The organism is Sutterella faecalis (assembly GCF_006337085.1).
GTDB lineage: Bacteria > Pseudomonadota > Gammaproteobacteria > Burkholderiales > Burkholderiaceae_F > Sutterella > Sutterella faecalis.
The window spans coordinates 2,464,464-2,490,866 of the sequence record NZ_CP040882.1 but is presented as its reverse complement, the minus strand read 5'-3'; the positions used below and the strand labels follow the sequence as shown (position 1 = coordinate 2,490,866).

The 26,403-nt window shown below is 60.2% G+C and carries 22 protein-coding genes; 11 read left to right on the top strand and 11 right to left on the bottom strand.

Features of this window, described 5'->3' with window-relative positions:
- The first annotated feature begins 163 nt into the window (after positions 1 to 163).
- The 5 genes from FG381_RS10525 to rlmD all read left to right on the top strand — a co-directional run bounded on the left by FG381_RS10525 (position 164) and on the right by rlmD (position 6,463).
- On the top strand, positions 164 to 1,498 hold the full coding sequence (locus tag FG381_RS10525) for a sodium-dependent transporter (protein WP_139688749.1): 1,335 nt from the start codon (positions 164 to 166) through the stop codon (positions 1,496 to 1,498).
- A gap of 164 nt (positions 1,499 to 1,662) precedes the next feature.
- Positions 1,663 to 3,009, top strand: coding sequence for a sodium-dependent transporter (locus tag FG381_RS10520; RefSeq protein WP_139688748.1), 1,347 nt, complete (start codon positions 1,663 to 1,665; stop codon positions 3,007 to 3,009).
- 145 nt (positions 3,010 to 3,154) lie between these two features.
- A complete protein-coding gene (locus tag FG381_RS10515; RefSeq protein WP_139688747.1) occupies positions 3,155 to 4,492 on the top strand; it encodes a sodium-dependent transporter in 1,338 nt (445 codons plus the stop codon).
- Between the two features lie 100 nt (positions 4,493 to 4,592).
- Entirely contained in the window at positions 4,593 to 5,024 is a 432-nt protein-coding gene (locus FG381_RS10510; protein ID WP_139688746.1) for a hypothetical protein, read from the top strand.
- A 38-nt stretch (positions 5,025 to 5,062) separates the two neighbouring features.
- On the top strand, positions 5,063 to 6,463 hold the full coding sequence (gene rlmD / locus FG381_RS10505) for a 23S rRNA (uracil(1939)-C(5))-methyltransferase RlmD (RefSeq protein ID WP_226960299.1): 1,401 nt from the start codon (positions 5,063 to 5,065) through the stop codon (positions 6,461 to 6,463).
- Positions 6,464 to 6,470: 7 nt separating this feature from the next.
- Here rlmD and FG381_RS10500 read toward each other — a convergent pair whose 3' ends face one another.
- The 4 genes from FG381_RS10500 to FG381_RS10485 form a co-directional block, all read right to left on the bottom strand.
- Complete coding sequence (locus tag FG381_RS10500; RefSeq protein WP_139688745.1) at positions 6,471 to 8,606, bottom strand: ATP-dependent DNA helicase; 2,136 nt, start codon at positions 8,604 to 8,606, stop codon at positions 6,471 to 6,473.
- Between the two features lie 19 nt (positions 8,607 to 8,625).
- The gene (locus FG381_RS10495; RefSeq protein ID WP_139688744.1) at positions 8,626 to 9,558 is read right to left on the bottom strand and encodes a hypothetical protein; all 933 of its coding nucleotides are present in this window, start codon (positions 9,556 to 9,558) and stop codon (positions 8,626 to 8,628) included.
- Between the two features lie 90 nt (positions 9,559 to 9,648).
- A complete protein-coding gene (locus FG381_RS10490; RefSeq protein WP_226960298.1) occupies positions 9,649 to 10,329 on the bottom strand; it encodes a nitroreductase family protein in 681 nt (226 codons plus the stop codon).
- A complete protein-coding gene (locus FG381_RS10485) occupies positions 10,326 to 10,979 on the bottom strand; it encodes a nitroreductase family protein (protein ID WP_139688743.1) in 654 nt (217 codons plus the stop codon). Before FG381_RS10485 ends, FG381_RS10490 begins: the two co-directional genes overlap by 4 nt.
- A 221-nt stretch (positions 10,980 to 11,200) precedes the next feature.
- On the opposite strand from FG381_RS10485, the gene FG381_RS10480 reads away from it, so the two are divergent.
- From FG381_RS10480 to FG381_RS10465, 4 genes are all read left to right on the top strand, one after another.
- Positions 11,201 to 12,889, top strand: coding sequence for a transposase (locus tag FG381_RS10480; RefSeq protein WP_165697866.1), 1,689 nt, complete (start codon positions 11,201 to 11,203; stop codon positions 12,887 to 12,889).
- A 370-nt stretch (positions 12,890 to 13,259) separates the two neighbouring features.
- Positions 13,260 to 14,246, top strand: a complete 987-nt coding sequence (locus FG381_RS10475; protein WP_139688741.1) for a malate dehydrogenase — start codon at positions 13,260 to 13,262, stop codon at positions 14,244 to 14,246.
- Between the two features lie 135 nt (positions 14,247 to 14,381).
- Positions 14,382 to 14,906 carry a putative toxin-antitoxin system toxin component, PIN family gene (locus FG381_RS10470; protein ID WP_165697865.1) on the top strand — a complete coding sequence of 175 codons (525 nt, stop codon included), beginning with the start codon at positions 14,382 to 14,384 and terminating at the stop codon, positions 14,904 to 14,906.
- A gap of 545 nt (positions 14,907 to 15,451) precedes the next feature.
- Positions 15,452 to 16,978: an alanine/glycine:cation symporter family protein gene (locus FG381_RS10465; RefSeq protein WP_139688739.1), complete on the top strand. Its 1,527-nt coding sequence runs from the start codon at positions 15,452 to 15,454 to the stop codon at positions 16,976 to 16,978.
- A 107-nt stretch (positions 16,979 to 17,085) separates the two neighbouring features.
- On the opposite strand, the gene FG381_RS10460 is transcribed toward FG381_RS10465, so the two are convergent.
- Complete coding sequence (locus FG381_RS10460; protein WP_139688738.1) at positions 17,086 to 17,937, bottom strand: PHP domain-containing protein; 852 nt, start codon at positions 17,935 to 17,937, stop codon at positions 17,086 to 17,088.
- A gap of 118 nt (positions 17,938 to 18,055) precedes the next feature.
- On the opposite strand from FG381_RS10460, the gene hslO reads away from it, so the two are divergent.
- Positions 18,056 to 18,955 carry an Hsp33 family molecular chaperone HslO gene (hslO, locus tag FG381_RS10455; RefSeq protein ID WP_139688737.1) on the top strand — a complete coding sequence of 300 codons (900 nt, stop codon included), beginning with the start codon at positions 18,056 to 18,058 and terminating at the stop codon, positions 18,953 to 18,955.
- Between the two features lie 10 nt (positions 18,956 to 18,965).
- Here hslO and FG381_RS10450 read toward each other — a convergent pair whose 3' ends face one another.
- From FG381_RS10450 to tnpA, 6 genes are all read right to left on the bottom strand, one after another.
- Positions 18,966 to 19,400: an FtsB family cell division protein gene (locus tag FG381_RS10450; RefSeq protein WP_139688736.1), complete on the bottom strand. Its 435-nt coding sequence runs from the start codon at positions 19,398 to 19,400 to the stop codon at positions 18,966 to 18,968.
- Between the two features lie 121 nt (positions 19,401 to 19,521).
- Entirely contained in the window at positions 19,522 to 20,811 is a 1,290-nt protein-coding gene (gene eno / locus FG381_RS10445; RefSeq protein WP_139688735.1) for a phosphopyruvate hydratase, read from the bottom strand.
- 76 nt (positions 20,812 to 20,887) lie between these two features.
- Positions 20,888 to 21,742 (bottom strand): 3-deoxy-8-phosphooctulonate synthase, encoded by an 855-nt coding sequence (kdsA, locus tag FG381_RS10440; protein ID WP_139688734.1) that lies wholly within the window; start codon positions 21,740 to 21,742, stop codon positions 20,888 to 20,890.
- Positions 21,743 to 21,855: 113 nt separating this feature from the next.
- Positions 21,856 to 23,508: a CTP synthase gene (locus FG381_RS10435; RefSeq protein ID WP_139688733.1), complete on the bottom strand. Its 1,653-nt coding sequence runs from the start codon at positions 23,506 to 23,508 to the stop codon at positions 21,856 to 21,858.
- Between the two features lie 197 nt (positions 23,509 to 23,705).
- Positions 23,706 to 24,620, bottom strand: coding sequence for an alpha/beta hydrolase (locus FG381_RS10430; RefSeq protein ID WP_139688732.1), 915 nt, complete (start codon positions 24,618 to 24,620; stop codon positions 23,706 to 23,708).
- A 142-nt stretch (positions 24,621 to 24,762) separates the two neighbouring features.
- Positions 24,763 to 25,167: an IS200/IS605 family transposase gene (gene tnpA / locus FG381_RS10425; RefSeq protein ID WP_139688731.1), complete on the bottom strand. Its 405-nt coding sequence runs from the start codon at positions 25,165 to 25,167 to the stop codon at positions 24,763 to 24,765.
- A 79-nt stretch (positions 25,168 to 25,246) separates the two neighbouring features.
- On the opposite strand from tnpA, the gene FG381_RS10420 reads away from it, so the two are divergent.
- Entirely contained in the window at positions 25,247 to 26,401 is a 1,155-nt protein-coding gene (locus FG381_RS10420; RefSeq protein WP_139688730.1) for an RNA-guided endonuclease InsQ/TnpB family protein, read from the top strand.
- The last annotated feature ends 2 nt before the right edge of the window (positions 26,402 to 26,403 follow it).

The window sequence follows — 26,403 nt, the reverse complement described above, 5'->3', positions numbered from 1 at the left end:
GCTCTGCTTTAGATCAAGGCGGCTCCTCATGCTCCCGAAGCCTCGCAAACACTTTTTGCCGACAATCCTTCGTATGATGTCCTGAAAGCAGGCTCGCTCCTTATTCGCGGCCGACAGGCTTCTCACTATTTTTCAAGCAGAATAAATAAGGCTCAGGCTAAACATGGCGAATGAACGCATAACCTGGACAAGCCGCATCGGCTTCGTGCTCGCAAGCGCGGGCGCGGCCGTCGGACTCGGCGCCATCTGGAAGTTCCCGTATATGGCGGGAACGAACGGCGGGAGCGTCTTCCTCTTTCCCTACATCCTTCTCACCTTCACCGTCGGCCTCGCGCTCCTCATCGCGGAAATTGCGCTCGGGCGCCTCGGCAAGGGCGGCATCGTCACGACCTACCGGCGCCTCGCCGGCAAAGCCTTCCTCCCGGCCGGATACCTCGGCGTCGTGACGGGCTTTCTGGTTCTTTCCTTCTATTCGGCGATCGGCGGCTGGACCCTTTCCTACTTCTGCGAAGCGCTCGTGGGTCAGGGGCTGATTGCGGACCAGTCGCAGCTCGGCGCTCACTTTGCCGAATTCACCGCCAACCCGGTAACAGCGCTTGGGTTCCAGTGGCTCTTTCTTGTTCTGAACGGCCTCATCGTCGCCTTCGACGTCACGAAGGGCATTGAGCGCGTGAGCAAGATCCTCATGCCGCTTCTCTTCATCCTCATGCTCGTCGTGATCGTGAGGGGCCTCATGCTTCCCGGCGCCTGGGCCGGGGTTGAATTCCTCTTCAAATTTGATCCCGACACCTTCACGCTTTCGGGCCTTCTGCAGGCGATGGGCTTCACCTTCTTCTCGCTCTGCGTGGGCTGCGGCTGCATGATGACCTACGGCTCCTACCTCAACGAGAAGACGAACCTCGTGCGCTCCTGCGTCTGGATTGCCTTCCTCGCGGTCATTGCGTCCCTCATGGGCGGCCTCATGATCATGCCGTCCGTCTTCGCCTTCGGGCTTGATCCGACGGCGGGTCCGGGCCTCACCTTCATCACGATGCCTGCGGTCTTCGCGCAGCTCCCGGGCGGGCAGATCTTCGCCGTGATCTTCTACCTCTGCCTTGCGGTCGCGGCGATCACCTCGTCGGTCTCGATGATTGAAATCATCGTCGCCTTCCTCGTGGACGAAAAGAGCTATACGCGCCCGAAGGCAGCCGTTCTTTCCACGATTGCGCTCGCCGTCGTGGGGGCGCTTCCCTGCCTCTCCTTCGGCGTGCTGTCGGACGTCAAATTCTTCGGCACGAAGACCTTCTTCGACATCTTCGACTTCTTTACGAGCAACCTTTCGCTTCCGATCGGCGGTCTCGTCATTCTCTTCCTCGCGGGCTTCCGCTGCTGGAGCCGAGTTGAGGCGGATCTCGCGGGCGGCGCTCCCGCACCGGGGTGGCTACCGGCGCTGCGCTTCACCATGCGCTATCTCGCCCCGCTTCTCGTCCTCGCCGTGCTGATCACCGGCCTGATGTAAACAGAAACGCGGCTTTCTTTTTCCGTTTCCAACGGGCGGCTCTCCTTTCTGGAGCCGCCCGTTTTCATTGAGCGGCAGCGGAATCCGGGTTTTCCTTCAGTCTCCCTAGGCAGGCAAAAATATCGTTACAATCGAAAAATTCTTTGTTTTTCGGGAATTTTTCAATGTCTCAGGAAATGAATCGTTCCGCCTGGACCTCCAGGGTCGGATTCATCCTCGCATCGGCGGGTTCCGCGGTCGGTCTCGGAGCCATCTGGAAGTTCCCGTACATGGCGGGCACGAACGGGGGCTCCATCTTCATGCTCCCCACCATTGCCTTTTCGCTCACGATCGGTCTCGCGCTCCTCATGGCCGAAATGTGCATGGGGCGGCACGCAAGGGGCGGCGCAGGCACGGCCTTCAGAAAACTCGGCGGCAGCCGCTGGAGCATCATCGGCCTTATTTCGGTGGCAACCGGCGCTCTGGTGCTCGGGTTTTATTCCGTGGTGGGCGGCTGGTGCGTCCACTATCTGATTGAGGCGCTCCTCGGGCGCGCGGCGGTCACGGACCCCACGGTCATGCGCGGCGCGTTTGAAGCGTTTGCGGCCGACCCGATTCAGTCGGTCGGAAGCCACGTGCTCTTTCTTTCCGCTACCGCTGCCGTTGTTCTCGCGGGCGTGGAAAAAGGAATCGAGCGCGTGGGGAAGATCCTCATGCCGCTCCTTTTCATCCTGATGCTCGTTCTCATCATCCGCGGGCTCATGCTCCCTGGCGCGATGGAAGGCGTCAAATTCCTCTTCAAGCCCGACCCGGAAGCCTTCACGGGCGAGGCGCTCCTGAACGCCATGGGCTTTGCCTTCTTCTCGCTCTCCGTGGGTTCGGGCTCCATGATGAATTACGGGAGCTACCTCTCCGACAAGGTGAGCATCGGTCCCTCGACGGCCTGGATCGTCTGTCTCGCCGTGATGGCCTCCATCCTCGGCGGCCTCATGATCATGCCGGCCGTTTTCGCCTTCGGACTTTCGCCGGATGCCGGTCCGGGCCTCACCTTTGCGACGATGCCCGCCGTCTTTGGAAGAATGCCTTTCGGCGATCTGTTTGCCGTCGCGTTCTTCCTCTGCCTCTTCGTCGCAGCGCTCACCTCCGCCATCTCGATTCTGGAGATGACGTCGCAGCACTTCGTCGACCGCCATGACCTGAAGCGCCGCACGTCCATTCTCCTCGTTTCCACCGTTCTCGGACTCATCGGCATCGTCTGCGCGCTCTCCTTCGGACCGCTCTCAGACGTAAAGATCTTCGGGAAAACGGCGTTCGATCTCCTCGACTACGTTACTTCCAACATCGGCATGCCGATCGGCTGCATGGGAATTGCATTCGTTGCGTGCTTCGTTTCCTGGAAAACGACGGAAGCCGAACTTTCCATGAACGCCGCCTGGCGTCCCTGGGCGCTTCGCGCCTTCCGGCTCTTTGCCGGCATTCTGGCGCCGCTCCTCATTCTGGTTGTGGCGGCCAAGGGCATCGGTCTTTTTTAAATCACGGACGGGAAGATGCCTTAAGTCTTAATCCCAAAGGCGCTCGTCAGCTTCAGCTTGCTAAGATTCCAAGCTCACACGCATTAAACCGGCAGGCAACCCGTACTGCCCCTCGCATTTTTTCAACTATCAAGAAGAACACATCATGTCGCAGAACATGACAACCGGCGGCTGGGGCTCCCGCCTCGGTTTCATCCTCGCCTCCGCCGGATCCGCTGTGGGTCTCGGCGCCATCTGGAAATTCCCCTACATGGCAGGAACGAACGGCGGCGCCGTCTTCATGCTGCCCTTCATTTTCTTCACGCTCACGATCGGCGTGTCGCTCCTCATTGCTGAATTCGCGATGGGGCGCGCGGGCCGTCAGGGCGCCGTGGGAAGCCTGAACCGCGTGGCCGGGAAGCCCTGGGGCATTTTCGGCGGCATCGGCGTCTTCACCGTCTTTCTGATTCTCTCGTTTTATTCCGCGGTCGGCGGCTGGTGCCTCAAGTACCTCTGGGACGCCGTGCTCGGAAACGGCCTCATCACGGATACCGCGAAGCTCGGCGAATATTTCGGGGGCTTTGTCTCGAACGCCTTCGACTCCTACGGGTACCTGCTCCTCTTCCTTGCCGTCACGGCCTACGTCGTGATGAACGGCATCGAAAAGGGCATTGAAAAGGTCGCGAAGATCCTGATGCCCGCGCTCTTCATCCTGATGCTCATCCTGATCGTCCGCGGCGTCACGCTCCCGGGCGGCTGGAAGGGCGTCGAATTCCTCTTCACGCCCCGCTGGGAAGACTTCAACGGAAGCGCGCTCTTCAACGCCATGGGCTTCTGCTTCTTCTCGCTCTCCCTGGGCGCCGGGACGATGATCACCTACGGCTCCTACCTCAACCCCAAGGCGGATCTGCCCTCTTCCGTGGGCTGGGTGGCGTTCCTCGCCATCATGGCGGCCATTCTCGGCGGCCTCATGGTGATGCCTGCCGTCTTCGCCTTCAATCTCGATCCGGCTGCGGGCCCCGGCCTCACCTTCGTGACGATGCCTGCGGTCTTCGCGCAGATGCCCTTCGGCCACGGCTTCGCAATCGCCTTCTACGCCTGCCTGACGGTCGCGGCGCTCACCTCATCGGTCTCGATGCTCGAAGCCTGCGCGACGCTCCTCGTTCAGGAATGCCGCCTCACGCGCCGCACGGCGATCCTTGCGACCCTTGCGGGCTGCGCCCTCGTGGGCTTTGCCGCCAACATGTCCTTCGGACCCTGGGCCGACGTGAAGTTCTTCGGCAAGAACATTTTCGACCTCCTCGACTACGTCACCTCGAACGTCGGCATGCCGCTCTCCTCCTTCGGCATCGCCATTGCCGCCGCCTGGATTGCCTGGCCCGCCATGCAGCGCGAACTTCAGACGACGCGCATGCTGCCGCCTTCCGTTCTCACGACGATCCGCATCCTTACGGGCTTCTGCGCGCCGCTCTTCGTGGCGGTTGTGGCCCTCGGCTCCCTCTGATCCTTTCTTCAGTTCCCGAGCTTATCCGTGCTTCCGGCGCTCAATTGCCGCCGGAAGCACTATTCTTATGGGATCCCAAATCAACGGAGACCCTTTCCCGATGACCGACTCCAAATCCGCTTCCACGGAGCCTCTTCTTTCGCTCTCCGACCTCGGCGGAGGCCGCGCATGCCTCGACAATGCCATCACCAAGGAATGGAACGACCACCGGAATGTCTGGCTCGGCGGGAGCGGCATCGCGCTCGTCCTCGCCGTTCTGCTCACCTTCATTCAGGGAGCCAATCCCTGGTGGGCGGGGATGATCTACAACATCGCCTGCGTCGCGCTCCTCATTGCCTTCTTTGCGCTCATCGGCATCATGCTCGTCTGGCGCCACATCCGCGGACTCGCCTCTAAGCTCCATTTCGAGGAGCGCCGCGTTTTCCTTGAGGATGCCGGCCGGGGGCTTCTGAAGTACCTGGGCGGCGTCGTTGCCGCCGTCATCGCTGCTGAAGCCGTCATCTACTGCCTTCCGCTCATGGTTCTCCCGTGAAGAAAGGCGCAAGGAATTGTTCGAAGGCTGCCGCGCCATTGCTTTCTGCCGGTCCGATCCGCGTGACCGGCATGGATGCGGGCGGCGCCGGCCTTATTCGCCTGCCCGACGGACTCGAAGTCATTGTTCCGGGAGCGCGGCCGGGCGACGAAATCACCCTCGCCTACCGGCCTCCGCAGCCGGGCGGCCGCCGGGGGCTCGCCGAATCCTTTGAAACGCTTGCCGCCTCTCCCGATAGAGCGCACGACCGCTGCGCCCTCGCCGGCGACTGCGGCGGATGCCCCATGGCGCGGCTCAATTACTCAAAGGAGCTCGAACTCAAGCGCGATCTTCTCGTCGTGGAGCCGCTGCGCGCTCAGGGACTTCTGGACGCTGAAAACGCCTCCGTCGTCGAAGCCGCGGTCGGCCTCCCCGAGGAAAAGCTCAGAGGCTTTCGCAACAAAGCCGTGCTTTATCCGGGCATTCTCGACGGCATCCCGCACTTCGGCTACTACCGCGCGCGCTCGCAGGAGCTTGTGCCTGCGGAAGGGTGCCCCCAGACGCCGAAGTGGATGGAAGATGCCGCCCGGACGCTAGCGCCATTTCTTACCGATCCCGCATTCGCCCCCTGGAGCGAACGCACGGACGAAGGGATTTTGAGAACCCTGATTCTGCGCGAAGCCCCGGGAACGGGAGAACGGATGGCCGTGCTCGTGGTGAGAAGGCTTGCGGCTGATTTCGCTGCGCTTGAAAAGAGGCTCATCGACGCGCTCGCGCCCATCGGACTCGCCGCGCTGCTCCTCAACCTCCATGAAGCGCCGGGGAGCGCCGTCCTCTCCTTTGCGCCCGGCTCAACCCGCGTGCTCCTTGGAAAATCCGGCATTGAAGCGAATCTTCTCGGCCTTGCCTTTTCGCTCGGCGCCGAAACCTTCCTGCAGGTGAATACCCCGCAGACGCCGGTGCTCTACAGCCTTGCGCTCGACCAGCTCGGAATTGCCGAAGGCGACCGGGTGCTCGACCTCTACTGCGGCGTCGGCACCCTGACGCTTCTCGCCGCACGGCGGGCCCGAAAAGCACTCGGCATTGAGCGCGTTCCCCACTCGATTGAATGCGCCCGCACGAATGCCCGCGCCAATCATCTCGGGAACGCGGAGTTTCTCGCGCTCCCCGTTGAGAAGGCGCTCGAACGCGAGGACGTAAAGGCCTTCGCTCCGACCCTCGTCATCGCCGACCCGGCTTATCAGGGCCTCGCCGGCGGCGCCGCGGAAGCGCTTGGGAAACTCATGAAGGCCTCGGGCGCGAAGCGTCTCGCCTACATTTCCTGCAATCCGAAGAGCTTCGCGCGCGATGCGGCAGTGCTTTCGTCCTCCGGCCTCAGGCTTCGTTCCGTCACGCCGGTCGACATGTTCCCGGGCGCCATGCACCTTGAGGTCGTCGGCATCTTCGAAGCCGAAGCCTGAGAAAAACTCATTGATAGAGCGACTCGTGCCAGCGCTTCGGGTCCTTAAAGAATTGAATGGCCTTCTCGAGATTTCTCGTTCTGAAGAAGTCCGGAAGGCTCTTCATGACGGACTTGCCGTAGCTCTTCTCGGCAATTCTTGCGTCGCAGAGCATGAAGACGCCGCGGTCGGTTTCCGAACGGATGAGCCGTCCTGCGCCCTGCTTGAGGGAGATGATGGCTTCAGGAAGCGCATAGACCCCGAAGGGACTCCCGCCCCTGCGGCGTATCGCGTCCGAGCGCGCCGAAACAATCGGGTCGTCCGGCGGCGCAAAGGGAAGCTTGTCGATGACGACGAGAGAGAGCGCATCGCCCCGTACGTCAACGCCTTCCCAGAAGCTCATGGACCCCACGAGGATGGCGTTTCCGTGCCGGCGGAATTCTGCGACGAGCGCGGCCTTGGGCATTTCGCCCTGAACGAGAAGCGGATAGGGGTTCCCCGCCGTCTCGAGCTTGTCGCGGAGCTCCTCGGCCATTCGCGTAACGGCCGCGAGCGACGTGCAGAGGAAGAAGGTTTTCCCGCCCGCCGCGAGAACGAGCGGCCACGCGGCCTCAACGACCCGCGAGGCGTGCTCGACCGTATTGACGGGAGCCGGAAGCTTCGGGAGGTAAAAGCACCCCTGCTCCCAGTAGTTGAAGGGGCTCTCCCAGGTGAGGGCCCTGGGCGAATCAATGCCGGTTTCCGCACAAAAGTGCGAGAAGTCTCCCGCGGCCGAAAGCGTGGCTGAAGTAAAGACCCACGCGCCGCCCTCGGCCTCGCGCATTTCGCGGAATTCCCCGGCAAAGGAAAGGGGCGTATTGTTGAACCGCAGGCCCGTTGCCGAAACCGAAATCCACTGCACAGAGGATTCCTGCTTCTTCAATGCGAATTCGTCCGTCTTTTCGACGCCCGGAGCTGCTGACTCAGAAGAGGATGCCTCGCCCGCCGTCTCGTCGTCAGCCGCCTCATCCCCGTGGGCGAGCTTTCGGATGATCGATTCCCAGCCGGCCATTTCACGGTCGACCTCTCCCGCATAGCTTAAAAGCGCATCCAATTCGTCATGCCGCCCCTTATTGGCTTCGAGCGCGCGCACGAGCGCGCCGAACGTTCGGAGCACCTGAGCAAAAGGCTGCTCGAGTTCGCCGAAGCGCTCAATGGTCTTCACGGCCTTTCTGTCGCCCTCCTTGAGTCCGATGGCATTGGCTTCAATTCTGAGGTCGTAGACGGCTTTCCTCGCATCGTGCGAGAGCTTGTCCCAGTCCGCGCCGTCGCGCGCATGGTTGATGCCGAGATAGCGCGATTCGTCTGAGATCTGCTCAATCTGCCAGGTGCTGAAAAACGTGCCGAAAAAGTCCGTGGCAATGCCCGGCAATTGATGCGCTTCATCAAAGACCGTGAGGTTCGCGGACGGAAGCATCCCGTCGATCTGGCCGCCCGCGCTCGACTTGAGCGCAAGGGACGACAAATAGAGATGGTGGTTCACGACCACGATCTGGCTCCGGAGCGCTTTTTCGCGCGCGGCGCGCACGAAGCAGTCCTCCCAGTGCGTGCATTTGTCTTTCCCAAGGCAGTTTTCGCGCGTGCTCGTCACCAGAGGCCACAAGGGGTCGTCTTCGGGCACCGTCGGGAGTTCCGAGCGGTCGCCCGTCGGCGAAACGGCGGCAAAGCGCTTGATTTCGCGAAGCTTCCGGTAGCTGTCCCGCTGCGGGAGGAGCCCCTCCTCTTCCGTGCGCTCGAGACGATAGGGACAGATGTAGTTGGCGCGGCCCTTGAGCACCGCTGTCGGAATGTTGACGCCGAAGGCGGCCGAAAGCGCCGGGATGTCCTTCTGAAAGAGCTGATCCTGGAGGGGCTTCCCGGCCGTGGAAATCACGACGACAGAGCCCGAAAGGATCGCCGGAATCAGATAGGCGAAGCTTTTGCCCGTGCCGGTGCCGGCCTCGGCGAGAAGCGTTTCCTTGCCTTCGAGCGCCTCGGCGACCGCGAGCGCAAATTCAATCTGGCTCTGCCGGGGACGGAACCCCGGCGTTGCGCGCGCGAGGGGACCGTCCTCAGCAAAGGCGAGCGCTACGCGCTCGGAAAGGGGCTTTCCCGAATCAAAAAGCGAAGGGAAATTTCTGCGCATGTTTCACTGACCCGCTTTCTCAGAAGTACTTGGCAAGACCGCTCGACTTTTCCTTCTGCCGGTCTTCATAGCGCTTCTGCGCTTCGGATCGCTCCTCGAGGCTCTTCTCGAACTGCTGCTGCTTGGCCTCGCGGTCCTTTCTGCGCTTCTCGGCGCGCTCCTCGGCCTCGCGCTGGCGTTGAGCGGCCTGCGCCTGCTTTTCGGCGTACCAGGCCTCGTTCGCATCCTCAAGGTCCTTTCTCGTGGCATCAGACGGCACTTCGACCTTAGATCCCGGAATCAGCGCCGGGAGCGAAGCCTCCTTCACTTCCTTAGGCTGAATGCCGGCGGGCTCCGACGGCGCCTTCACCTCCTTCGGCTTCAGGTCGACGGGTTCCGACGCTTTTCGTCCATCCGCGCCGTCAAGCTTCATGGGAAAGGACGGCTCGGAAGGTTTTTTAGGCGCAATGCGAATGGGTTCGGGCCGATCGGTCTTCACTTCCTTCGGGGTGATCTTCATCGGCGGCTCGCGCTTCGCAGCGGCATTTTTGGCGCGGTTCTCCTCCATCTTTCTCACGCGCTCGGCGCGGATCACTTCGTCGGCCGCGACAATCACGCGGCGGATTTCGCGCTCGCGCGAAAAGGAGAGGCGCCTTGCATCGTCGATGCATTTATTGACGAGGAATTTTTCCGTGCACGCCGCCTGCACGTCCTTCATGGCGCGCTCGACGCGGCTCAATTCCTTATCCGCAGCATCCTTCACCTTCTCGGCGGTAGCAGGCGAATCAATGGCGCCCTTCGCATTCCAGCGGTCATAGAAAGCGGTGTCGTTAAGCACCGTCTGAGCCTTCTCCGCGCGCGCCTCAAGCTCCTCTTCCGAGAGTTCCGCGGCGTTGGCCGCCCCCGAAGCGATGAGGCTGCAGGAAATGAGCGCAAGGGCAGAAAGCGTGGGGAATCGAAGAGTGCGGAGCATGATGAAATTCTCGGGAACAAAAAGGCTGCCGGGCAGAGAGTTTAGCAACCCGCCGCGGCAGCCTCGCTTAATTGCGCGCCGAGAGATTCGTTAGAGAATTGTTGCGACCTCTTCAAAAGGAAAGCGCGACTTCGGACGCGACGCATTCGCGTCGTCGGCTGAATGGTGTCCGAGCGCAATGCCGATGACGGCATGCCGCCCGACCTTCTCAAGCTCAAGGATTTCATCGACCTTGTCGAACCAGAGGCCGCCCAGCGTCGTCGCATCCACGCCCATGCCGCCCGCGGCAAAGAGAAGGAAGCCGAGCGCGATGCCGATCTGTTCGCGCGCCCAGATTTCGCCCTTGTCGGGTCCGGCGCAGTAGGCATTCACGGCTTCGCCGCGGACGCGCTTCACCACTTTGTCGAAGCCGCTCGCGATCGTCGCCTCATCAAAGCGCCCGTCAAGCGTTTCCTGGCGGTTGAGCTTCTCCACCCGCCCGACGAGATCGCGCTCGAGCGCGATGATGATGACCGCGCTCGCATTGCGGATGCGCTCGACATTAAAGTCCTTCACGGCGGGCGAGAGCGCCTTGATCGCCGCCTCTGACCTGAGCACGTAGAAGTGCCAGGGCTGGATGTTGACCGACGAGGGCGCCAAGCGCATGATCTCGAGGAGATCATGGAGATCCTCGTCCGAGAGGGGCTTTGCGGGATCGTAGTGCTTCGCCGTATAGCGGCGGCGCGCAATCTCGAGCATCGGGTTCATCGGCGCATTCCTCTTGGAAATCACTTGATCTCAGTGAAGATCTCTTCGGTCGCGAGACGCGACTTCGGACGCATGGCGTTCCCGTCGTTGGGATTGCGGTAGCCGAGCGAGAGGAGCACGACGGCCGTGAGTCCCTTTTCCCTGAGACCGAGGATCTCGTCGACCTTCTTGAAGTCGACGCCTTCGAGGCAGGTCGAGTCAATGCCCATGCCGGCAGCGGCGTAGAGCATGATGCCCATGCCGATGTAGGCCTGGCGGGCTTCCCACTCAACGAGGTCCTTTTCCGAACCCATGTGAAGGCCAGCAAAATAGCGGCGGCCCTGGTCCTGCTGCTTCCTGATCTCATCGTTGGGGAAGCGACCGTCGGCGGCTTCCTTTTCAAGAACGCGCTCGAAGTGCGCGTCGGTCAGCTTCGTCGGCACCGTGAAGACGACGACGTCGCTCGCGCCCGTCACGCGGTCGTGGTTGAAGTCGGGAAGCGCCGGAAGAAGCTTCGCGCGGGCTTCAGCCGTATGGGCCGTAAAGAAGTGCCAGGCCTGCGCATTCACCGACGTGGGCGCGAGGCGAAGGATTTCGCAGAGGGTCGCAAACTGCTCGCGCGGAATCATCTTCCCGTTGTAGTGCTTCGTGGTGTAGCGTTCTTCGGCAAGGCGCAGAAAGACGTTCTTTTCCATTTTTATTAAAAGAACCTCAGATCTTCACACTATGAAGAATTCTTAAAAATCAACAAATTGAAATTTCGTGCAAGCCTCAGATGAGTTTCCCTCATTTCTGGGGCTTTTTTCATGTCCGAAATCCGGCCTGGGACTGCTTTTTGACCTTGACAATTAATCCGAGAACATTGATTTCTATAGTGATTAGAACTATAATATATGATATTATCAAGGATATTTTCATGGCCGTTCCAGAGCACATCCGCAAGGTTCCGAGACCGCGCAATACCGTTGTCATCGACAGCGGCAGCAATGGCGCCAAGCGCTATGCGGTTCACAGTCGTCGGGCTTCCATATGCAAGCCCGGCTGCAACCCGCGCCCGGTGAACGGGCCGGTCATTGGGCACATCATTGACGGCAAGTTTGTGCCTCGCCAGTCCGCGGCGAGTCTTGCAGAAGACGGTCCCGACTATCTCTCTTACGGGGCCGCGGCACTGCTTCACGACGAACTTCGAGGGCTCGACGATGAGCTCTTCAAGGTCTACGAAGTCAAGGACGCCTGCATGATTCTTGCGCTCGCCTTGCTCCGCATTGAGCACAAGGGCATCAAGATCTCCCGATGCCGTCAGCATTACGAAAAGTCCTTCATCTCGGTTTTCTACCCCGGACTGCCTCTCTCTGAGAACACCATCAGCAAGTTCCTGAACCTGCTCGGCCAGGACGCCGGCAAGATGAATGCCTTCATCACTGCCCGGCTCGCCGCCGTCTGCAGGGATCACCACATCATCATTGATGGAACGCTCAAGCAGAACACAAGCATCGTCAATGATTTGTCTGCCTTCTCAAGAAAGGCTCGCGTCAAGGGCTGCAAAGAGATTTCCGTCCTCTACGCCTATGACCTTGAAGCACAGGAACCCTTGTGCGCACAGGTCTATCCGGGCAATATGATCGACGCCCGCGCCTACAGCTCATTCGTTTCGGAAAACAAAATCGAACGAGGCGTCCTGATCACGGACAAGGGATTCCCTCCCAAGGCAATTGAAGGCCTGCTCCGAAAGCATGAAGGGCTTCATTTCCTCACGCCGCTGAAGCGCTCGGACAAGAAGATTGCAGAGAACGCCATGCTCGATTTCGAGGATTGTCTGCGCGGCATTGATAAGCGCATCCGCTGCAAAAAGGTAAAGATGGGAAACGGGCGCTTCCTCTACTCCTTCAGGGATTCGTGGAAGGCTCAGGCGGAAGACAACTCCTTCATGGACCGCCAGCGCAGGAGCGATTCATACGACAAGAAGAACTACGATGAGCATTGCGGTTCGTATGGAACAATCGTCTTTGAGTCGGATCTCGACATGACGTGCGCTGAGGTCTACGCATGCTACGAACAGCGCTGGCAGCTTGAGATGTTCTTCGATGTTTACAAGAACAGCCTTGATTTCGGCGTAACCCGGGTCCAGTCCGACTACTCCGTCCGCGGATCCGAATTCGTAGACCTCATTGCCTCCATCCTGACATCCCGCATTGTGAAGCGCATGTCGAAGGCAGGAGTACTCGACAATGCAACATTCGGGGATGTCATGGACTCGCTCAGAACGTGCTGGCGCAATCGCAAGGCGCCGCGGGAGAGCCTGCCGCAGGTTGATGACGAATACTGGAATCGTCTGCTGAAGTGCGATGGAGAGCTGCTGGCGGCTTTGGAGCTCGCCTTGCCCGGCAAAGACAAAGCGCCGGATCCGAAAAAAACGCGGCCGGCCGCGCAAAAAACCGGAACAGACGAAGGCACAGGAAGTAAACCCCCAGCCGAAACGCAAGCCGGGGCGCCCCAGAGTTCGGCCGATCATCTATGGGCCTCCTCGCCCAAGAGGTCGCCCTCGAAAGGAACGCTCTTCCGGCTCACTATAGTGGGAAGAATTGAGGTTCTTTTATTTTATTGAATCTCCAAATATTTGGGAAAGGATGCGGAGATTCGGGAGCCCCTCGAGAGGTTCGAGAGGCGCGCCCGGGTCCCTGATCCCGAATGAAGGGAAGACTAGCAAACCTTCCGTTTGTTCGTCATCGACCAATCGAGGTAGATGGAGCGGTTTTCCGCAACATATTGTGTTTGAGGAGCTTCGTCCGGCCATAGAAAAATGCAAATCCGAGAGTCTTCCTCCTATGAAGCGCATAAGAAGGTCCTTTTCGGGCGCTCTCCCCTGGCGTTTCATTGTTTTTTCTCATGCGCGCTTTGCTAGACTTCTCGCCAAATTTTTTATCGGGTACTCAAAAGTCCCGACCTCGGACATTGATTAAAAAGAGAGAACTCTCATGAAGACTCCCATCCGCGTTGCCGTGACCGGTCCTGCCGGCAACATCGGCTACTCCCTCCTTTTCCGCATTGCTTCCGGCGCGATGTTCGGCGCTGATCAGCCCGTCATTCTGCAGCTTCTCGAACGCAACAATCCCGACAGCCAGAAGGCCGTGAAGGGCGTCATGATGGAGCTTGACGACTGCGCCTTTCCGCTCCTCGCCGGCGTCGTCAATTCGAGCGACCCGAAGGCCGCTTTCCGCGACGCGGATGTCGCGCTCCTCGTCGGCGCCCGTCCGCGCTCGAAGGGCATGGAGCGCGCGGACCTGCTTGACGCCAATGCCGCGATCTTCGTCGAACAGGGCCGCGCCCTCGACGAATCCGCGAGCCGCGACGTGAAGGTGCTCGTGGTCGGCAACCCCTGCAACACCAATGCCTGGATCGCCATGAAGAGCGCCCCGTCGCTCCCGGCAGAAAACTTCACCTCGATGCTGCGCCTCGATCAGAACCGCCTGATGGCTCAGATCGCCGCCAAATCCGGGAAGACCGTCAACGACATCGTGCATCCCGCCGTCTGGGGGAACCACTCCCCGGCGATGGTGCCGGATCTTGAGCATGCCCAGATCTGCGGCCGTCCGGCCCTCGAAGGCATTGACCGCGCCTGGTATGAGGAAACGCTCATTCCGACCGTCGCGAAGCGCGGCTCGGCCATCATCGAAGCCCGCGGCGCGAGCTCGGCGGCTTCCGCCGCCTCGGCCGCGATCGACCACATCCGCGACTGGGTGCTGGGTTCGGGCGACCGCTGGGTGACGATGGGCGTGCCGTCCGACGGCTCCTACGGCGTCCCCGAAGGCCTCGTCTTCGGCTTCCCCTGCGTCACGAAGAACGGCAAATATGAAATCGTGAAGGGCCTTGAGCTCTCCGACTTCATCCGCGCGCGCATGCAGAAGTCGATCGCCGAGCTCGAAAGCGAGCGCGACCACGTGGCGAAGCTCCTCGCCAAATAATCCGCGCCTTGCGCGGGAAGCGGGCTCTTTATGAGAGCGCTTACCCAAAAGCGAAAAAGCGCGTCATCGGGACAGAACGTCGGACTTTTCCGGAAAGTCCGGTCTGTCCCGTTTTTCTTTTATTTGTTGCCTCCCATGATTTCTCCCCGTCTTCACGCCGCCGCAGCCGAACTTGCTTCCCGAACGATGCCCGGGGATGGCTTTCAGACGCCCCATATCGTGCTCGATACGCACATCGTGATGGAGTGCTTCTTCTGGAAGGATGAGAAGGCGATGCCGCTTAAGGCGGCTATTGAAGCGGGAAAAATTCGACTCGCCGCCTCGCGGGACGCGTTCCTCGAGCTCGCGGGCGTGCTTTCCCGCCAGCAGTTCGGCCTTTCCGAAGAAGAGGTGGAGGCGATCCTGCGGCACACGGCTCAATTCTCCGACTTTGCGTCTCCCGAGCGCCTTGAGCGCGCGGCGGAAGGGATCAGCGTGCGATGCCGCGACCCCGAGGATCAGAAATTTCTGACGCTTGCAGGCGCCTCAAAAGCCCGGGCGCTCGTCACGCGCGACAAGCTTCTTTTCAAGGCCGCCAAAAAATTAAGACGCTGCGGCATCGAACCGGCCGCTCCGGAAAACCTCCCGAAGCTTCTTCCGGATCTCTTCCGGGCGCCCTAAAACCGGATGTACTTCCCGGCGGTCAACGCAGCACGTACCAGATCATGCTCACGACGGCGTTGAGGATCCAGAAGCCGCATGCAATGATCGCGACCCAGATAAGAAAACGGATGATGCGTGGAGCCATAAAGCGCAGAAAGTCCCTGGAGAAGATTGTTTTTGAGGAGCCGATTATCTTAAATCCCTCAACTAGTGTTTTCACCTAGTTCGTTCGGGGATTATCAATAAACTCCTTTTTGAAGCTTCAAAGGCTGTAAACACCAAATATCATATTTCCATATTTTTCAATAGTCTATATAGACTATCCTACCCTATTCATGGGACAGGCAGTAAAAACTTGTTGCAAACGCTCCTCATAGAATGATGTTCCGGCGTCGCACATCAGCTGTGATCTTTTAGTACAGCTTTCCAAGGTGTGAATCGAACTGCCGTGATTCATTCATCAATAACAAAAAGCAAGCCTGCCGGAGCGGACCGAAACCTCACCGGAGCCGTTCACTTTTCTTCATTGGCAGAGCCCGCGTTTCTGAGGAGTTTTCTTTCAAATGCAAATGGACAACCTGACTACCCTTGTCCAGAGCGTCAATAGTCTGCTCTGGGGCATGTACTGCCTGATACCGCTCCTTGTGGGTACGGGCATTTATCTCACCATCAAGCTGCGCTTCATTCAGATCCGCCGCTTCGGCGACGCCTTCCGCCAGGTCTTCGGCGGCTTCTCGATCTTCGGCTCCAAGGCCGGCAAGGACGGCATGTCGTCCTTCCAGTCGCTCGCCACGGCGATTTCCGCTCAGGTGGGCACCGGCAACCTCGCCGGCGTCGCAACCGCGATCGCCATGGGCGGCCCGGGCGCCATCTTCTGGATGTGGCTTGCCGCCTTCTTCGGCATGGCGACGATCTTCGCCGAAGCCGTGCTCGCGCAGGTCTTCCGCGCCCGCGACGCCCACGGCCAGATCATGGGCGGCCCGGCCTTCTACATCAGCCGCGGCCTCAACAACAAGCCCCTCGCTGCCTTCTTTGCCGTTTCGATCATCATCGCGCTCGGCTTCATCGGCAACATGGTGCAGGCGAATTCAATCGCCGACAGCGTCTACACGGCCTTCTCGGTACCCCAGTGGGCGACGGGCATCTTCGTCTTCGCGATCGCGGGCTTCATCTTCATCGGCGGCGTGCGCCGCATTGCGAGCTTCGCAGAGAAGATGGTTCCCCTGATGGCGGTCGTCTACATCGTGGGTTCGCTCACCATCATCTTCGCCAACTGGGACATGATCATCCCGGCCTTCAAGTCGATCTTGGTGGGCGCCTTTGACCCGACTGCCGCGACGGGCGGCATCATCGGCGCGAGCATCAAGGAAGCGATCCGCTACGGCGTTGCCCGCGGCCTCTTCTCGAACGAAGCCGGCATGGGCTCGACCCCGCATGCGCATGCGCTCGCCCGCGTGCAGCATCCCTGCCAGCAGGGCCTCGTCGCCTACGTCGGCCTCTTCTTCGACACCTTCATCGTCCTCAACATGACCGCGCTCGTCATTCTCGTCACGGGTTCGGTCGACGGGTCGACCACGGGCATCGCCCTCACGCAGAAGGCCTTCACGGACGGCCTCGGCGCGATCGGTCCGGGCTTCGTTGCGGTCTGCCTCTTCTTCTTCGCTTTCACGACGATTGTCGGCTGGTACTTCTTCGGCGAACAGAACGTCAAGTACCTCCTCGGTCTTCGCTGGGTGCCGAGCTACCGCGTGCTCGTGCTCTGCTTCCTCATGCTCGGCTCCTTCCTCCATGTGGGCCTCGTCTGGGAGCTTGCCGACTTCTTCAACGGCATCATGGTGATTCCGAACGTGATTGCGCTCCTGGCACTCTCGGGCCTCGTCGCCAAGGTGCTCAGGGACTACGAAGGGAAGTTCCTCGTGGGCGAAACGCCTGAATACGGCGCCCTCTCGCCCTCGCGCGGCGAACCGATCGATCTTGAGCCTCCTGCCCAGGACGGCCAGCGCCGCCGCTTCCGCCTTCGCCGCAGAAACCGTCATGTGAATCTCGACGAAATGGCTCAGCTCAAGGAAGAAGGGCTCGACCGCTTCTAACAGGAAATTTCTCCGAGAACCGCTTTGAAGAAGGGCCGCATTCCATGGAATGCGGCCCTTCTGTTTTGAGAAAACAAGGAAAAAAACGAATGCTGCTCAATGCGGACTCAATCCATATCCCGCGGGTAGCCGAACTTCACCCAGACGGGCGTAAGGTCTTTGGGGAGCGCGGGCTGCATGCCGGGCGAGGGCCGCGCGGACCTCGGCGAATGCCAGTCCGAGCCCGTGCTCGCGAGGAACCCCATTTCGCGCGCCTTCTGCGCAAAAATGATGTCGGTGGCTCTCGACTGCGATCCCGAGGTGACCTCAATCGCCTCGCCGCCTGCAGCCTTGAAATCCTCAAGCAGCTGGTCGCTCATCCATTCAGCTGAAAATTCGTAGCGCCCGGGATGCGCGAGGACCGCGACGCCTCCTTCCTCGCGGATGAAGCGCACCGCGTCGACGGTGGCCGGCCACTCAACCCGCGCGTAGCCCGGACGCCCGGGCTTCAGGTACTTGTCGAAAGCTTCCTGATAGTTCTTGACGTGTCCTTTTTCAAGGAGCCAGAGCGCGAAATGCGTGCGCGAGAGCGAGGTCGAATTCTCCGCATAGTGGAGCGCCCCCTCGAGCGCGCCATGGATCCCGACGCGCGCGAAGTTCTCATCCATTGCGCGTCCCCGCTCCACGCGCTTCATCTGGGTGCCGGCAACAAAACCGGCAATTCCAGGGCTCTCCGGATCGAGACCGAGCCCCACCACGTGTATCCCCGTGCCGCCCCAGAGCGTGGAAAATTCAATGCCGGGGATGAACGCAATCCCGAGGCGCTTCGCAGCCGCCTCGGCGGCCTTCGTCCCCGCCATGGTGTCGTGGTCGGTGAGGCTCATGAGCTTCACGCCGTTCTGAGCGCAGAGCTCCGGCAGAGCCTCCGGAGGGAGCTGCCCGTCCGAAGCGTTGGAATGCATATGGAGATCTACTGACATCGTTTTGTATCCGCTCGAAGAAAAACGCAAGAGAGTTTTGCTCAGTCAAGTCTACTTTGACGGCGATGCCGCTAGAATCGCCGCCATCAGGAAACTTTTTTAGGATATTTAACTTCAAATGGACGCTCTTCAGAAGCTTCTTTTCGAACGCGCCAATGTGCGCGGTGAAACCGTAACGCTCGGCGACGAACTCGCGCGCGCCGTTGAACATCAGAACCTCCCTCTGGCGGCAAGACGCTTTGCCGGGGAACTCGCCTCGGCAGCGCTCCTTTCTGCCGGCGCGCTTCAATTTGAGGGCACCGTTGCGCTGCAGATCGAGGGCGACGGCCCCATCCGCCGCGCGCTCGCCGAAGTCCGCCAGGGCTTCACCTTCCGCGTGATGATTCAGATGCGCGAGGACGCGGGCGAAATCGACCCCAACGCCGATCTCACGACGCTCGTGAACCAGACCGGCAGGGGCCGCTGCGCCTTCATCCTCGACCGCGCCAACCGGCCGGCGGAGGAAGCACCCTATCAGGGCATCGTGCCGCTCGAGGGGAAGACTTTTGCCGAGGCGCTCGAAAACTATTTCGACCGCTCCGAACAGGTGGAAACGAAGCTCGCGCTCGCCGCCGACGAACATGCCGCGGGCGGCCTCTTCCTCCAGAAGCTTCCGGGCGAAGGCGGAAAGCTCCCCAAGGACTATGACCCCGAAGGCTGGAGCCGCGTGAAGATGTTTGCCGACACGGTAAAGAGCGAGGAGCTCCTTACGCTCGCGCCTGAAGACATCAACCGCCGTCTCTTCTGGGAAGAGTCGCCGCTCGTCACCTTCGAGACCACGCCTAAATTTGCCTGCACGTGCTCGCCCGAGCGCTTTGACGGCATCGTGCGCTCGCTCGGCGAAAAGGAAGCCATGGCGATCGTGGATGAAACGGGCGGCATCGACATCAGCTGCCGCTTCTGCGGAAGCAAAAAGCATTACGACGCCGTCGACGTCAAGGCGCTCTTCGCGCACGCGGACGGTCCCCACGAAGCGTAATCAGGACGAATCACTCGCGCCGGTCGCGGGCCTTGGGCGCCCGCAGATTCTTCGGCGCGTGATAAAGATCCGATTTCTTGGGCTCAAAGGTCGGCTTTGAGCCCGCTTTTATATCCGGCGCATCGACATTGGGCATCGACTCGATGGCGTTCGTCTTCTTCTGAGCCTCTTCGGCCGTTTCGATCCGGAAGAGCACTTCATTGGGCCGGATCATGTTGAGGTCGTTCCTCGCGTGCTCTTCAATCGCGTCCTGATTGGAGACGAGCGACGCATATTCGGCCGCGAGCGCCTCGTTGCTGCGCCTCAGCTCATCATTCACGGCCTTCTGCTGGCGCAGGCTTTCCCGCAGTTCCTCAATGTGATCCCAGCTCGCCTTTCCCGCCCAGATCTGGTACTGAGCAAAGCAGAGGCCGAAAAAGAGAATGAAGATGAAGAAGCGAACCATCGGGAAAGGAACTTGAAGATCCGACAGAGAAAAAAGAAAAACGGGCGCTGCAGAAATGCCCTGAGGGATGATTTCTGCAGGACGCCCGCTTTTCCGTCAGCGTGCCCGTTAGCTTAGCAACTTAGCCGCGAAGCTGGTGGAACGCACGGCGTCCCGGATAGCAGGCGACGCCTTCGAGATGCTCCTCGATGCGCAGCAGCTGGTTGTACTTCGCCATGCGGTCGGAGCGGCTCATCGAGCCCGTCTTGATCTGACCGGCATTGAGGCCCACGGCGATGTCGGCAATGGTGCTGTCTTCCGTTTCGCCGGAGCGGTGCGATATGACGGCCGTATAGGCGGCGGACTTCGCCATGTTGACGGCTTCGAAGGTTTCCGAAAGCGTGCCGATCTGATTCACCTTGATGAGAATCGAGTTGGCGATGCCGCGGTCAATGCCTTCGCGCAGGATCTTCGGGTTCGTGACGAAGAGGTCGTCGCCCACGAGCTGCACCTGACTGCCGAGCGCGGCGGTGAGCTTGGCCCAGCCTTCCCAGTCGCCTTCGGCCATGCCGTCCTCGATCGAAATGATCGGATAGCGGCCGCACCAGTCGGCAAGAACGCCGATCCAGTCGTCAGCCGTCAGCGCATCGCCCGAGGACTTCTTCATCACATAGCGGCCGTCGTCGAAGAATTCCGACGAGGCGCAGTCGAGCGCGAGGCAGACGTCGCGGCCCGGCTCGTACCCGGCGGCGCCGATCGCGTCGAGAATCAGGTCGAGCGCTTCCTCGTGCGAGCCGATCGTGGGGGCGAAGCCGCCCTCATCGCCGACGGCGGTCGAGAGGCCGCGGCCGTTGACGAGCTTCTTCAGGGCATGGAAGGTTTCCGCGCCGCAGCGGAGCGCTTCACGGAAGCTCGAGGCGCCCACCGGAACAATCATGAATTCCTGCAGGTCGAGGTTGTTGTTCGCGTGCGCGCCGCCGTTGATCACGTTCATCATCGGAACGGGAAGCGTCACCGCACCCGTACCGCCGAAATAGCGGTAGAGCGGGAGCCCCGTTTCCTGAGCGGCCGCGCGGGCGACAGCCATGGAAACGGCGAGGATGGCGTTGGCGCCGAGACGGCTCTTGTTTTCCGTGCCGTCAAGGTCAATCATCAGGCGGTCGATGAATTCCTGGTCGGAGGCTTCAAGACCAATCACCGCATCGGCGATCTCGCCCGAAACGTTGCCCACGGCCTTGGTAACGCCCTTGCCCGAGTAGCGGGCAGGATCCCCGTCGCGCAGCTCAATCGCCTCGCGAACGCCCGTCGAGGCGCCCGAAGGCACGGCAGCGGTGGCGATGCAGCCGCTTTCGAGCCAGACTTCGGCTTCAACCGTCGGATTGCCGCGGCTGTCGAGAACCTCACGGCCGATCACATCGATAATGGCGCTCATTGATTTACCTCTCAGAGAAAAGCCCTGCGGCAGGCTTTCAGAGTCTTGGTCCGCAGGAGAAAGAAATGGGAAAAAATCAGGCGAAGTTTTCCTCGAGATAGGGACGCGCCTTCACGATGCGGTCTATCTCGACGAGTTCGGAAAGAAGCTCCTTCATGCGGTCGAGCGGAACGAGGTTCGGACCGTCAGAAAGCGCCTTTGCCGGATTGGGATGCGTCTCCATGAAGAAGCCCGCAACGCCCACCGCGCAGGCCGCGCGTGCGAGCACCGGAACAAACTGGCGCTGACCGCCCGAAGAGGTGCCGTTCCCGCCGGGAAGCTGCACGGAGTGCGTGGCATCCATGACGACGGGAGCATGGGTCGCGCGCATGATGGCAAGTCCCCTCATGTCGGAGACGAGATTGCCGTAGCCGAAGCTCGCACCGCGCTCGCAGCACATGAAGCGGTCGGGATCGAGCCCGGCTTCGAGAGCGGCCGCACGGGCCTTCTCGATCACGTTCACCATGTCGCCGGGAGCAAGGAACTGGCCCTTCTTGATGTTGACGGGCTTGCCCGACTGCGCGCAGGCAACGATGAAGTCGGTCTGGCGGCAGAGGAAGGCGGGCGTCTGGAGCACGTCGACTGCGGCGGCGACAGCCGGCACTTCAGCCTCGGTATGCACGTCCGTCAGAACAGGAACGCCCGCGACTTCGCGGACCTTCTTCAGAATCTCGAGGCCCTTTTCCATGCCGAGGCCGCGGTAGCTCTTCCCGGAAGTACGATTCGCCTTGTCGTAGCTTGCCTTGAAGATATAGGGAATGCCGAGGCTGCCGGTGATTTCCTTCATCCGGCAGGCGATGTCGATCGCCATCTGTTCGCCCTCGATGACGCAGGGACCGGCAATCAGAAAGAACGGGCGGCGGTTGCCGACCTCAAAACCACAGAGCTGCAAGATGAGTCTCCAGAAAAGGGAGCCGGGATTGACGCCCGGAGGAAGTCAAAGGCGGCGCTTCATCCTTAGGACCAAGGCCGCCTTCGCTTCAGGGCACTGAGTGCGACGGGCCTTTATTCCTGGCTCTTCGCTTCTTCGGCATGCTTCACCGCAGCTTCAATGTAGGCCTTGAAGAGCGGATGGCCGAAACGGGGGTTCGACGTGAATTCCGGATGGAACTGCACGGCAAAGAAGAAGGGATGGTTCGGAAGCTCCATCATTTCCGGGAGATGTTCGCCCGGGGTCTTGGCGGAGATCACCATGCCCTTTTCCTCGAACTGAGCAACGTAGGAGTTGTTCACTTCGTAGCGGTGACGATGGCGTTCTGCCACGACGTCGCCGTAGATCTTGTGGCCGAGCGTGCCTTCGGCAACCGGAACTTCCTGACGACCGAGGCGCATCGTGCCGCCCAGGTCCGAAGACTCGTCGCGGCGCTGCACCTGGCCCGAGCGGTCCTTCCATTCGGTAAGGAGCGCCACAACGGGGTGCGGCGTGTTGGGATCGAGCTCGGTCGAATTGGCGCCGCCGAGGCCGCAGACGTGACGGGCGAATTCAATCACCGCGCACTGCATGCCGAGGCAGATGCCGAGGAAGGGAATGTTGTTGACGCGGGCGTATTCGATCGCCTTGATCATGCCTTCCGTGCCGCGCTTGCCGAAGCCGCCCGGAACGAGGATGCCGTCGAGCCCCTTGAGGATGTCGGTGCCCTCTTCCTCGATCTTGGTCGAATCGATGAGGCGGGTCTTCACGCGGGTGTCCGTATGGATGCCGGCGTGCGTGAGCGCTTCATTGAGGGACTTGTAGCTGTCGGCGTAGTCGACGTACTTGCCCACCATGCCGATCGTCACTTCGTGCTTCGGGTTCTTCAGGCGCTCGACGATGTTCTTCCAGGCGGAGAGGTCCGCGGGCTTGGTTTCAAGGCCGAGCTTCTTGCAGACGAGGTCGTCGAGATGCTGCGCATGAAGCATGAGCGGCACTTCATAGATGGTCGACGCATCCGCCACGCTGATCACGCAGTCCATCGGAACGTTCGCAAAGAGAGAGATCTTCGCGCGCTCGCCTTCGGGAACCATGCGTTCGGCACGGCAGAGGAGAATGTCGGGGTAGACGCCTTCCTCGCGAAGCTTCTGCACGGAATGCTGCGTGGGCTTCGTCTTCAGTTCGCCCGCCGAGGCAATCCACGGGCAGAGCGTGAGGTGAATGAAGCAGGTGTTGTTGCGGCCGACGCGGAAGGACATCTGGCGGACGGCTTCAACAAAGGGAAGCGACTCGATGTCGCCCACGGTGCCGCCGATTTCGACGACGCACACATCGGGCTTGCCGTCCCAGGTGGACGCCGCCCCGCGGGCAATGAATTCCTGAATTTCGTTCGTGATGTGCGGAATCACCTGAACGGTCTTGCCGAGATACTCGCCGCGGCGTTCCTTGCGCAGCACGCTCTCGTAGATCTGGCCCGACGTGAAGTTGTTGGGCTTATGCATCTTCGTCGAGATGAAGCGCTCGTAGTGACCGAGGTCAAGGTCGGTCTCCGCGCCGTCTTCCGTCACGAACACCTCGCCGTGCTGGAAAGGAGACATCGTGCCCGGGTCCACATTGATGTAGGGATCGAGCTTGATCATCGTGACCTTGAGGCCACGGGATTCGAGAATCGCCGCAAGCGAAGCGGCGGCGATGCCCTTGCCGAGAGAGGACACAACGCCGCCGGTGACAAATACGTACTTGGTCATGGTTCCAACCGAGAGGAAAGACGGAAACTGATGAATCCGGGATTATAAGCGGGAGAGACAAACCGAACGGGATATTTTGCTTAGCGCGAGCTCGCCCCGCGCTGAGAGGGAAAGCCTGATGCCGCCTCCAAAGCGCCTTTGCCCTAATTCTAAGGAAAAGCACCTATATTGCACAGCGCCGAAACCGCGAAGAAGCACTAATGCGCGGAGACCGGCGTGATTTCTGCCGGATAGAGCGCCTTCAGAGCGTCGTAAAGCACTTTGGGCGCAATGCTCTCGTCCGTGATGCCCGCATAGTTAACGATCTCCGTGCGGATGCCCTGCTTTTCAAGAAGCGGGACGGCTTCATTGCGGAACGTGCTTTCGTTTCCGCGCTCGAGCCGGGAGCCGTCGTCAATGATGAAGGTGCCGTAGAAAGCCGGCTTCGGGTCCCGCGCCGTGCGCGCGCCCGCCTTCAATGCACGGCGCAGCAGCGCGCCCCGGTCCCACCAGAGGGCGGGGTCGAGAACCGCGTAGCCGTCGAAGCTTTCCGGATGATGCAGAAGCGCGTGAAGCACGAAAAGGCCGCCCAGTCCCTCGCCCGCAATGATGCGGCGCCTCACCTTGAGCTGCTGCGGGAGATTGAGCTCGATGGCGTTTCTCAATTCCGTAGTGAGAAAGTGGTAGAAGCCCTCGGCGCCGCCGCCCCGGGGCTTCATATCGTCCCTGACGTTTCCTTCCTCATCGGCGTTCGATGGCGTGGGCGTAAAGTCTTCAAGCTTATCGCCGCTCACCACCCCCACCACGACGCAGGGACCGAGCCCGGAGACGCGAGGGTCTTCGAGCCAGGCGGCTGAAGCTGCAGCGGACGGGAAATATTTTTCCGCATCCATCACATAAAAGACCGTGACTTCAAGCGGAAGCTTATTCTGCGCGTAGGAGGGAGGTATTCTCAGCCAGTATTCGCGCTCCTCATTGAGAAGCCCCGAATGAAAGCGGTGCTTTTCACCCAGAATAATCGGCTGCGAGGTGGGAGACGAAAGCACGGAGAGATCTCCGGGAGCCGCGCTCAGGAGCGCAGGGGAAAGCCCTGCCGCTGCCAGCGCAAGAGTAAGGAAGATCTTTCGGAGCATGAGGAAAAACGCATTAATCTTTGTAGAACTTGGAAATTATGCTCTTTCCTCTTCTCCAGCAACCGGAATGCCTACTAGGAATAACCCGTCAGCAAAAACCGCCAGGAGCCCTCGCCCCGGATGGGGCGGGGAGGAATGGCGGTTAATCGGTTGTCTGATTCTCAATGTAATTTTTCAGAACTTCCAGGGAAGCTCCGCCAACTGAACAAGCGAAGTAGCTGCGCGACCAGAAAAGCCCTGTTTTGCCGCCATCAAGAATCCCTGGATATTCCTCGCGTATCTTTCGAGACGAACGCGTTTTAAAGCGGTTCACCATCTCGCTGATGCTCACCTTCGGAGGGTAGCTCACGAGCAGGTGCACGTGATCCGCCTCCCCGTTGGCCTCCAGGAGGATGCAGCCTAGATCTGCGGCCGCGATTTTTAGGGCAGCAAGCACGCTTTCGAGCACTTCCGGCGTCATCACTTTGCGCCGGTATTTCGTTGTGAAAATCAAATGCACATGGAGTTTCGTCACGCTGTGACGCGCTCTTTCATAGTCGTCGAACATCGGAATTTTCCTTGACCGCCATATATAAATTATAATAATATCATAATATTATTTAATAATAAATTACATTGACCGCTGCATGCTCCGCGCCGCGAAATTCCGCATCTACCCGACTGCCGCACAGGAAGCTTTTCTCTGGGCGCAGTGGGGTGCTGTCCGCAAGTGCTGGAACATGGCGCTCTTCCTGAAGAAGCATTACTACCGTACGCGGGGCGTATCGCTTGATCTCATCCACGAGATCAAGCCCCTCATCGCAAGAGCCAAGAAGTCGAGGAAGTACGCGAGGCTCAGGGAATACGATTCGATGGCGCTTCAGGAAACAGTGCGGAATCTCAACAAGGGCTACCGCGCTTTCTTTGAGGGCAGAGCAGGCTTCCCTCACTACAAATCCCGCAGAGGCCCGCAGTCGAGCTATCACTGCACCAACGTCTCCGTCGGCCCTAACTACGTGCGCGTGCCGAAGATGGAGCCGATCAAGGCCAGAATTCATCGCGAGGTCGTCGGCAAGGTGAAGAGCATCACGCTTGAAGCCGATGCTGCCGGCGACTATTACGCCGCCGTGCTCTGGGAGGATGGCCTTGCTGAAAAGGAACCTCTGAAGGAAATCTATGAGGATCAGGTCACCGGCATTGATGTCGGCATCACGGATCTGCTTACGGAATCGAACGGCCGCAAGGAATCCAATCCGAGGCATCTGAAGCGCGCCCGCAAGGCGTTGCGCCGCAGATGCCGACAGTTTTCAAGGACAAAGAAGGGCAGCCGCCGGCGCGAGAAGGCGCGCCGCAGGCTCGCACGCGCGCATAAGCGCGTGGCGAATGCCCGCAGCGACAACCTTCACAAGGTCTCTTCGCGACTCGTGAACGAAAGCCAAGCGCTGGCTGCGGAGAGTTTAAGAATCATCAACATGCTGAAGAACCACCACCTGTCGGAGTCGATTGCTGATGCCGCCTGGGGCGAGCTCTTACGCATGATTGCCTACAAAATGAAGCGGGAAGGAAAGTACTTCATGCAGATCGATACTTTCTATCCCTCTTCAAAGACGTGCTCCTGCTGCGGCTTCAAGCTTGAGAAGCTTGATCTTGCTACGCGCGAATGGACTTGCCCGCACTGTGGCGCTCACCATGATCGCAACGCCAACGCTGCGGCCAATATCCGGGCCGAAGGCATCAGAATACTGAGGGCGGAGGGGCTACCCGTCCTGCGGAGAGAAATGTCCTCTCCTAATGCCCGCTGAGG

What these genes read in the sequence shown, in the direction of transcription:
- tnpA (WP_139688731.1), bottom strand. Translation starts at nt 25,167, where the DNA reads ATGTTCGACGACTATGAAAGAGCGCGTCACAGCGTGACGAAACTCCAT.
- FG381_RS10465 (WP_139688739.1), top strand. Translation starts at nt 15,452, where the DNA reads ATGCAAATGGACAACCTGACTACCCTTGTCCAGAGCGTCAATAGTCTG.
- FG381_RS10500 (WP_139688745.1), bottom strand. Translation starts at nt 8,606, where the DNA reads ATGCGCAGAAATTTCCCTTCGCTTTTTGATTCGGGAAAGCCCCTTTCC.
- hslO (WP_139688737.1), top strand. Translation starts at nt 18,056, where the DNA reads ATGGACGCTCTTCAGAAGCTTCTTTTCGAACGCGCCAATGTGCGCGGT.
- FG381_RS10435 (WP_139688733.1), bottom strand. Translation starts at nt 23,508, where the DNA reads ATGACCAAGTACGTATTTGTCACCGGCGGCGTTGTGTCCTCTCTCGGC.
- FG381_RS10495 (WP_139688744.1), bottom strand. Translation starts at nt 9,558, where the DNA reads ATGCTCCGCACTCTTCGATTCCCCACGCTTTCTGCCCTTGCGCTCATT.
- FG381_RS10475 (WP_139688741.1), top strand. Translation starts at nt 13,260, where the DNA reads ATGAAGACTCCCATCCGCGTTGCCGTGACCGGTCCTGCCGGCAACATC.
- FG381_RS10480 (WP_165697866.1), top strand. Translation starts at nt 11,201, where the DNA reads ATGGCCGTTCCAGAGCACATCCGCAAGGTTCCGAGACCGCGCAATACC.
- eno (WP_139688735.1), bottom strand. Translation starts at nt 20,811, where the DNA reads ATGAGCGCCATTATCGATGTGATCGGCCGTGAGGTTCTCGACAGCCGC.
- FG381_RS10460 (WP_139688738.1), bottom strand. Translation starts at nt 17,937, where the DNA reads ATGTCAGTAGATCTCCATATGCATTCCAACGCTTCGGACGGGCAGCTC.
- FG381_RS10510 (WP_139688746.1), top strand. Translation starts at nt 4,593, where the DNA reads ATGACCGACTCCAAATCCGCTTCCACGGAGCCTCTTCTTTCGCTCTCC.
- FG381_RS10485 (WP_139688743.1), bottom strand. Translation starts at nt 10,979, where the DNA reads ATGGAAAAGAACGTCTTTCTGCGCCTTGCCGAAGAACGCTACACCACG.
- FG381_RS10420 (WP_139688730.1), top strand. Translation starts at nt 25,247, where the DNA reads ATGCTCCGCGCCGCGAAATTCCGCATCTACCCGACTGCCGCACAGGAA.
- FG381_RS10470 (WP_165697865.1), top strand. Translation starts at nt 14,382, where the DNA reads ATGATTTCTCCCCGTCTTCACGCCGCCGCAGCCGAACTTGCTTCCCGA.
- FG381_RS10450 (WP_139688736.1), bottom strand. Translation starts at nt 19,400, where the DNA reads ATGGTTCGCTTCTTCATCTTCATTCTCTTTTTCGGCCTCTGCTTTGCT.
- FG381_RS10515 (WP_139688747.1), top strand. Translation starts at nt 3,155, where the DNA reads ATGTCGCAGAACATGACAACCGGCGGCTGGGGCTCCCGCCTCGGTTTC.
- FG381_RS10520 (WP_139688748.1), top strand. Translation starts at nt 1,663, where the DNA reads ATGTCTCAGGAAATGAATCGTTCCGCCTGGACCTCCAGGGTCGGATTC.
- FG381_RS10430 (WP_139688732.1), bottom strand. Translation starts at nt 24,620, where the DNA reads ATGCTCCGAAAGATCTTCCTTACTCTTGCGCTGGCAGCGGCAGGGCTT.
- FG381_RS10525 (WP_139688749.1), top strand. Translation starts at nt 164, where the DNA reads ATGGCGAATGAACGCATAACCTGGACAAGCCGCATCGGCTTCGTGCTC.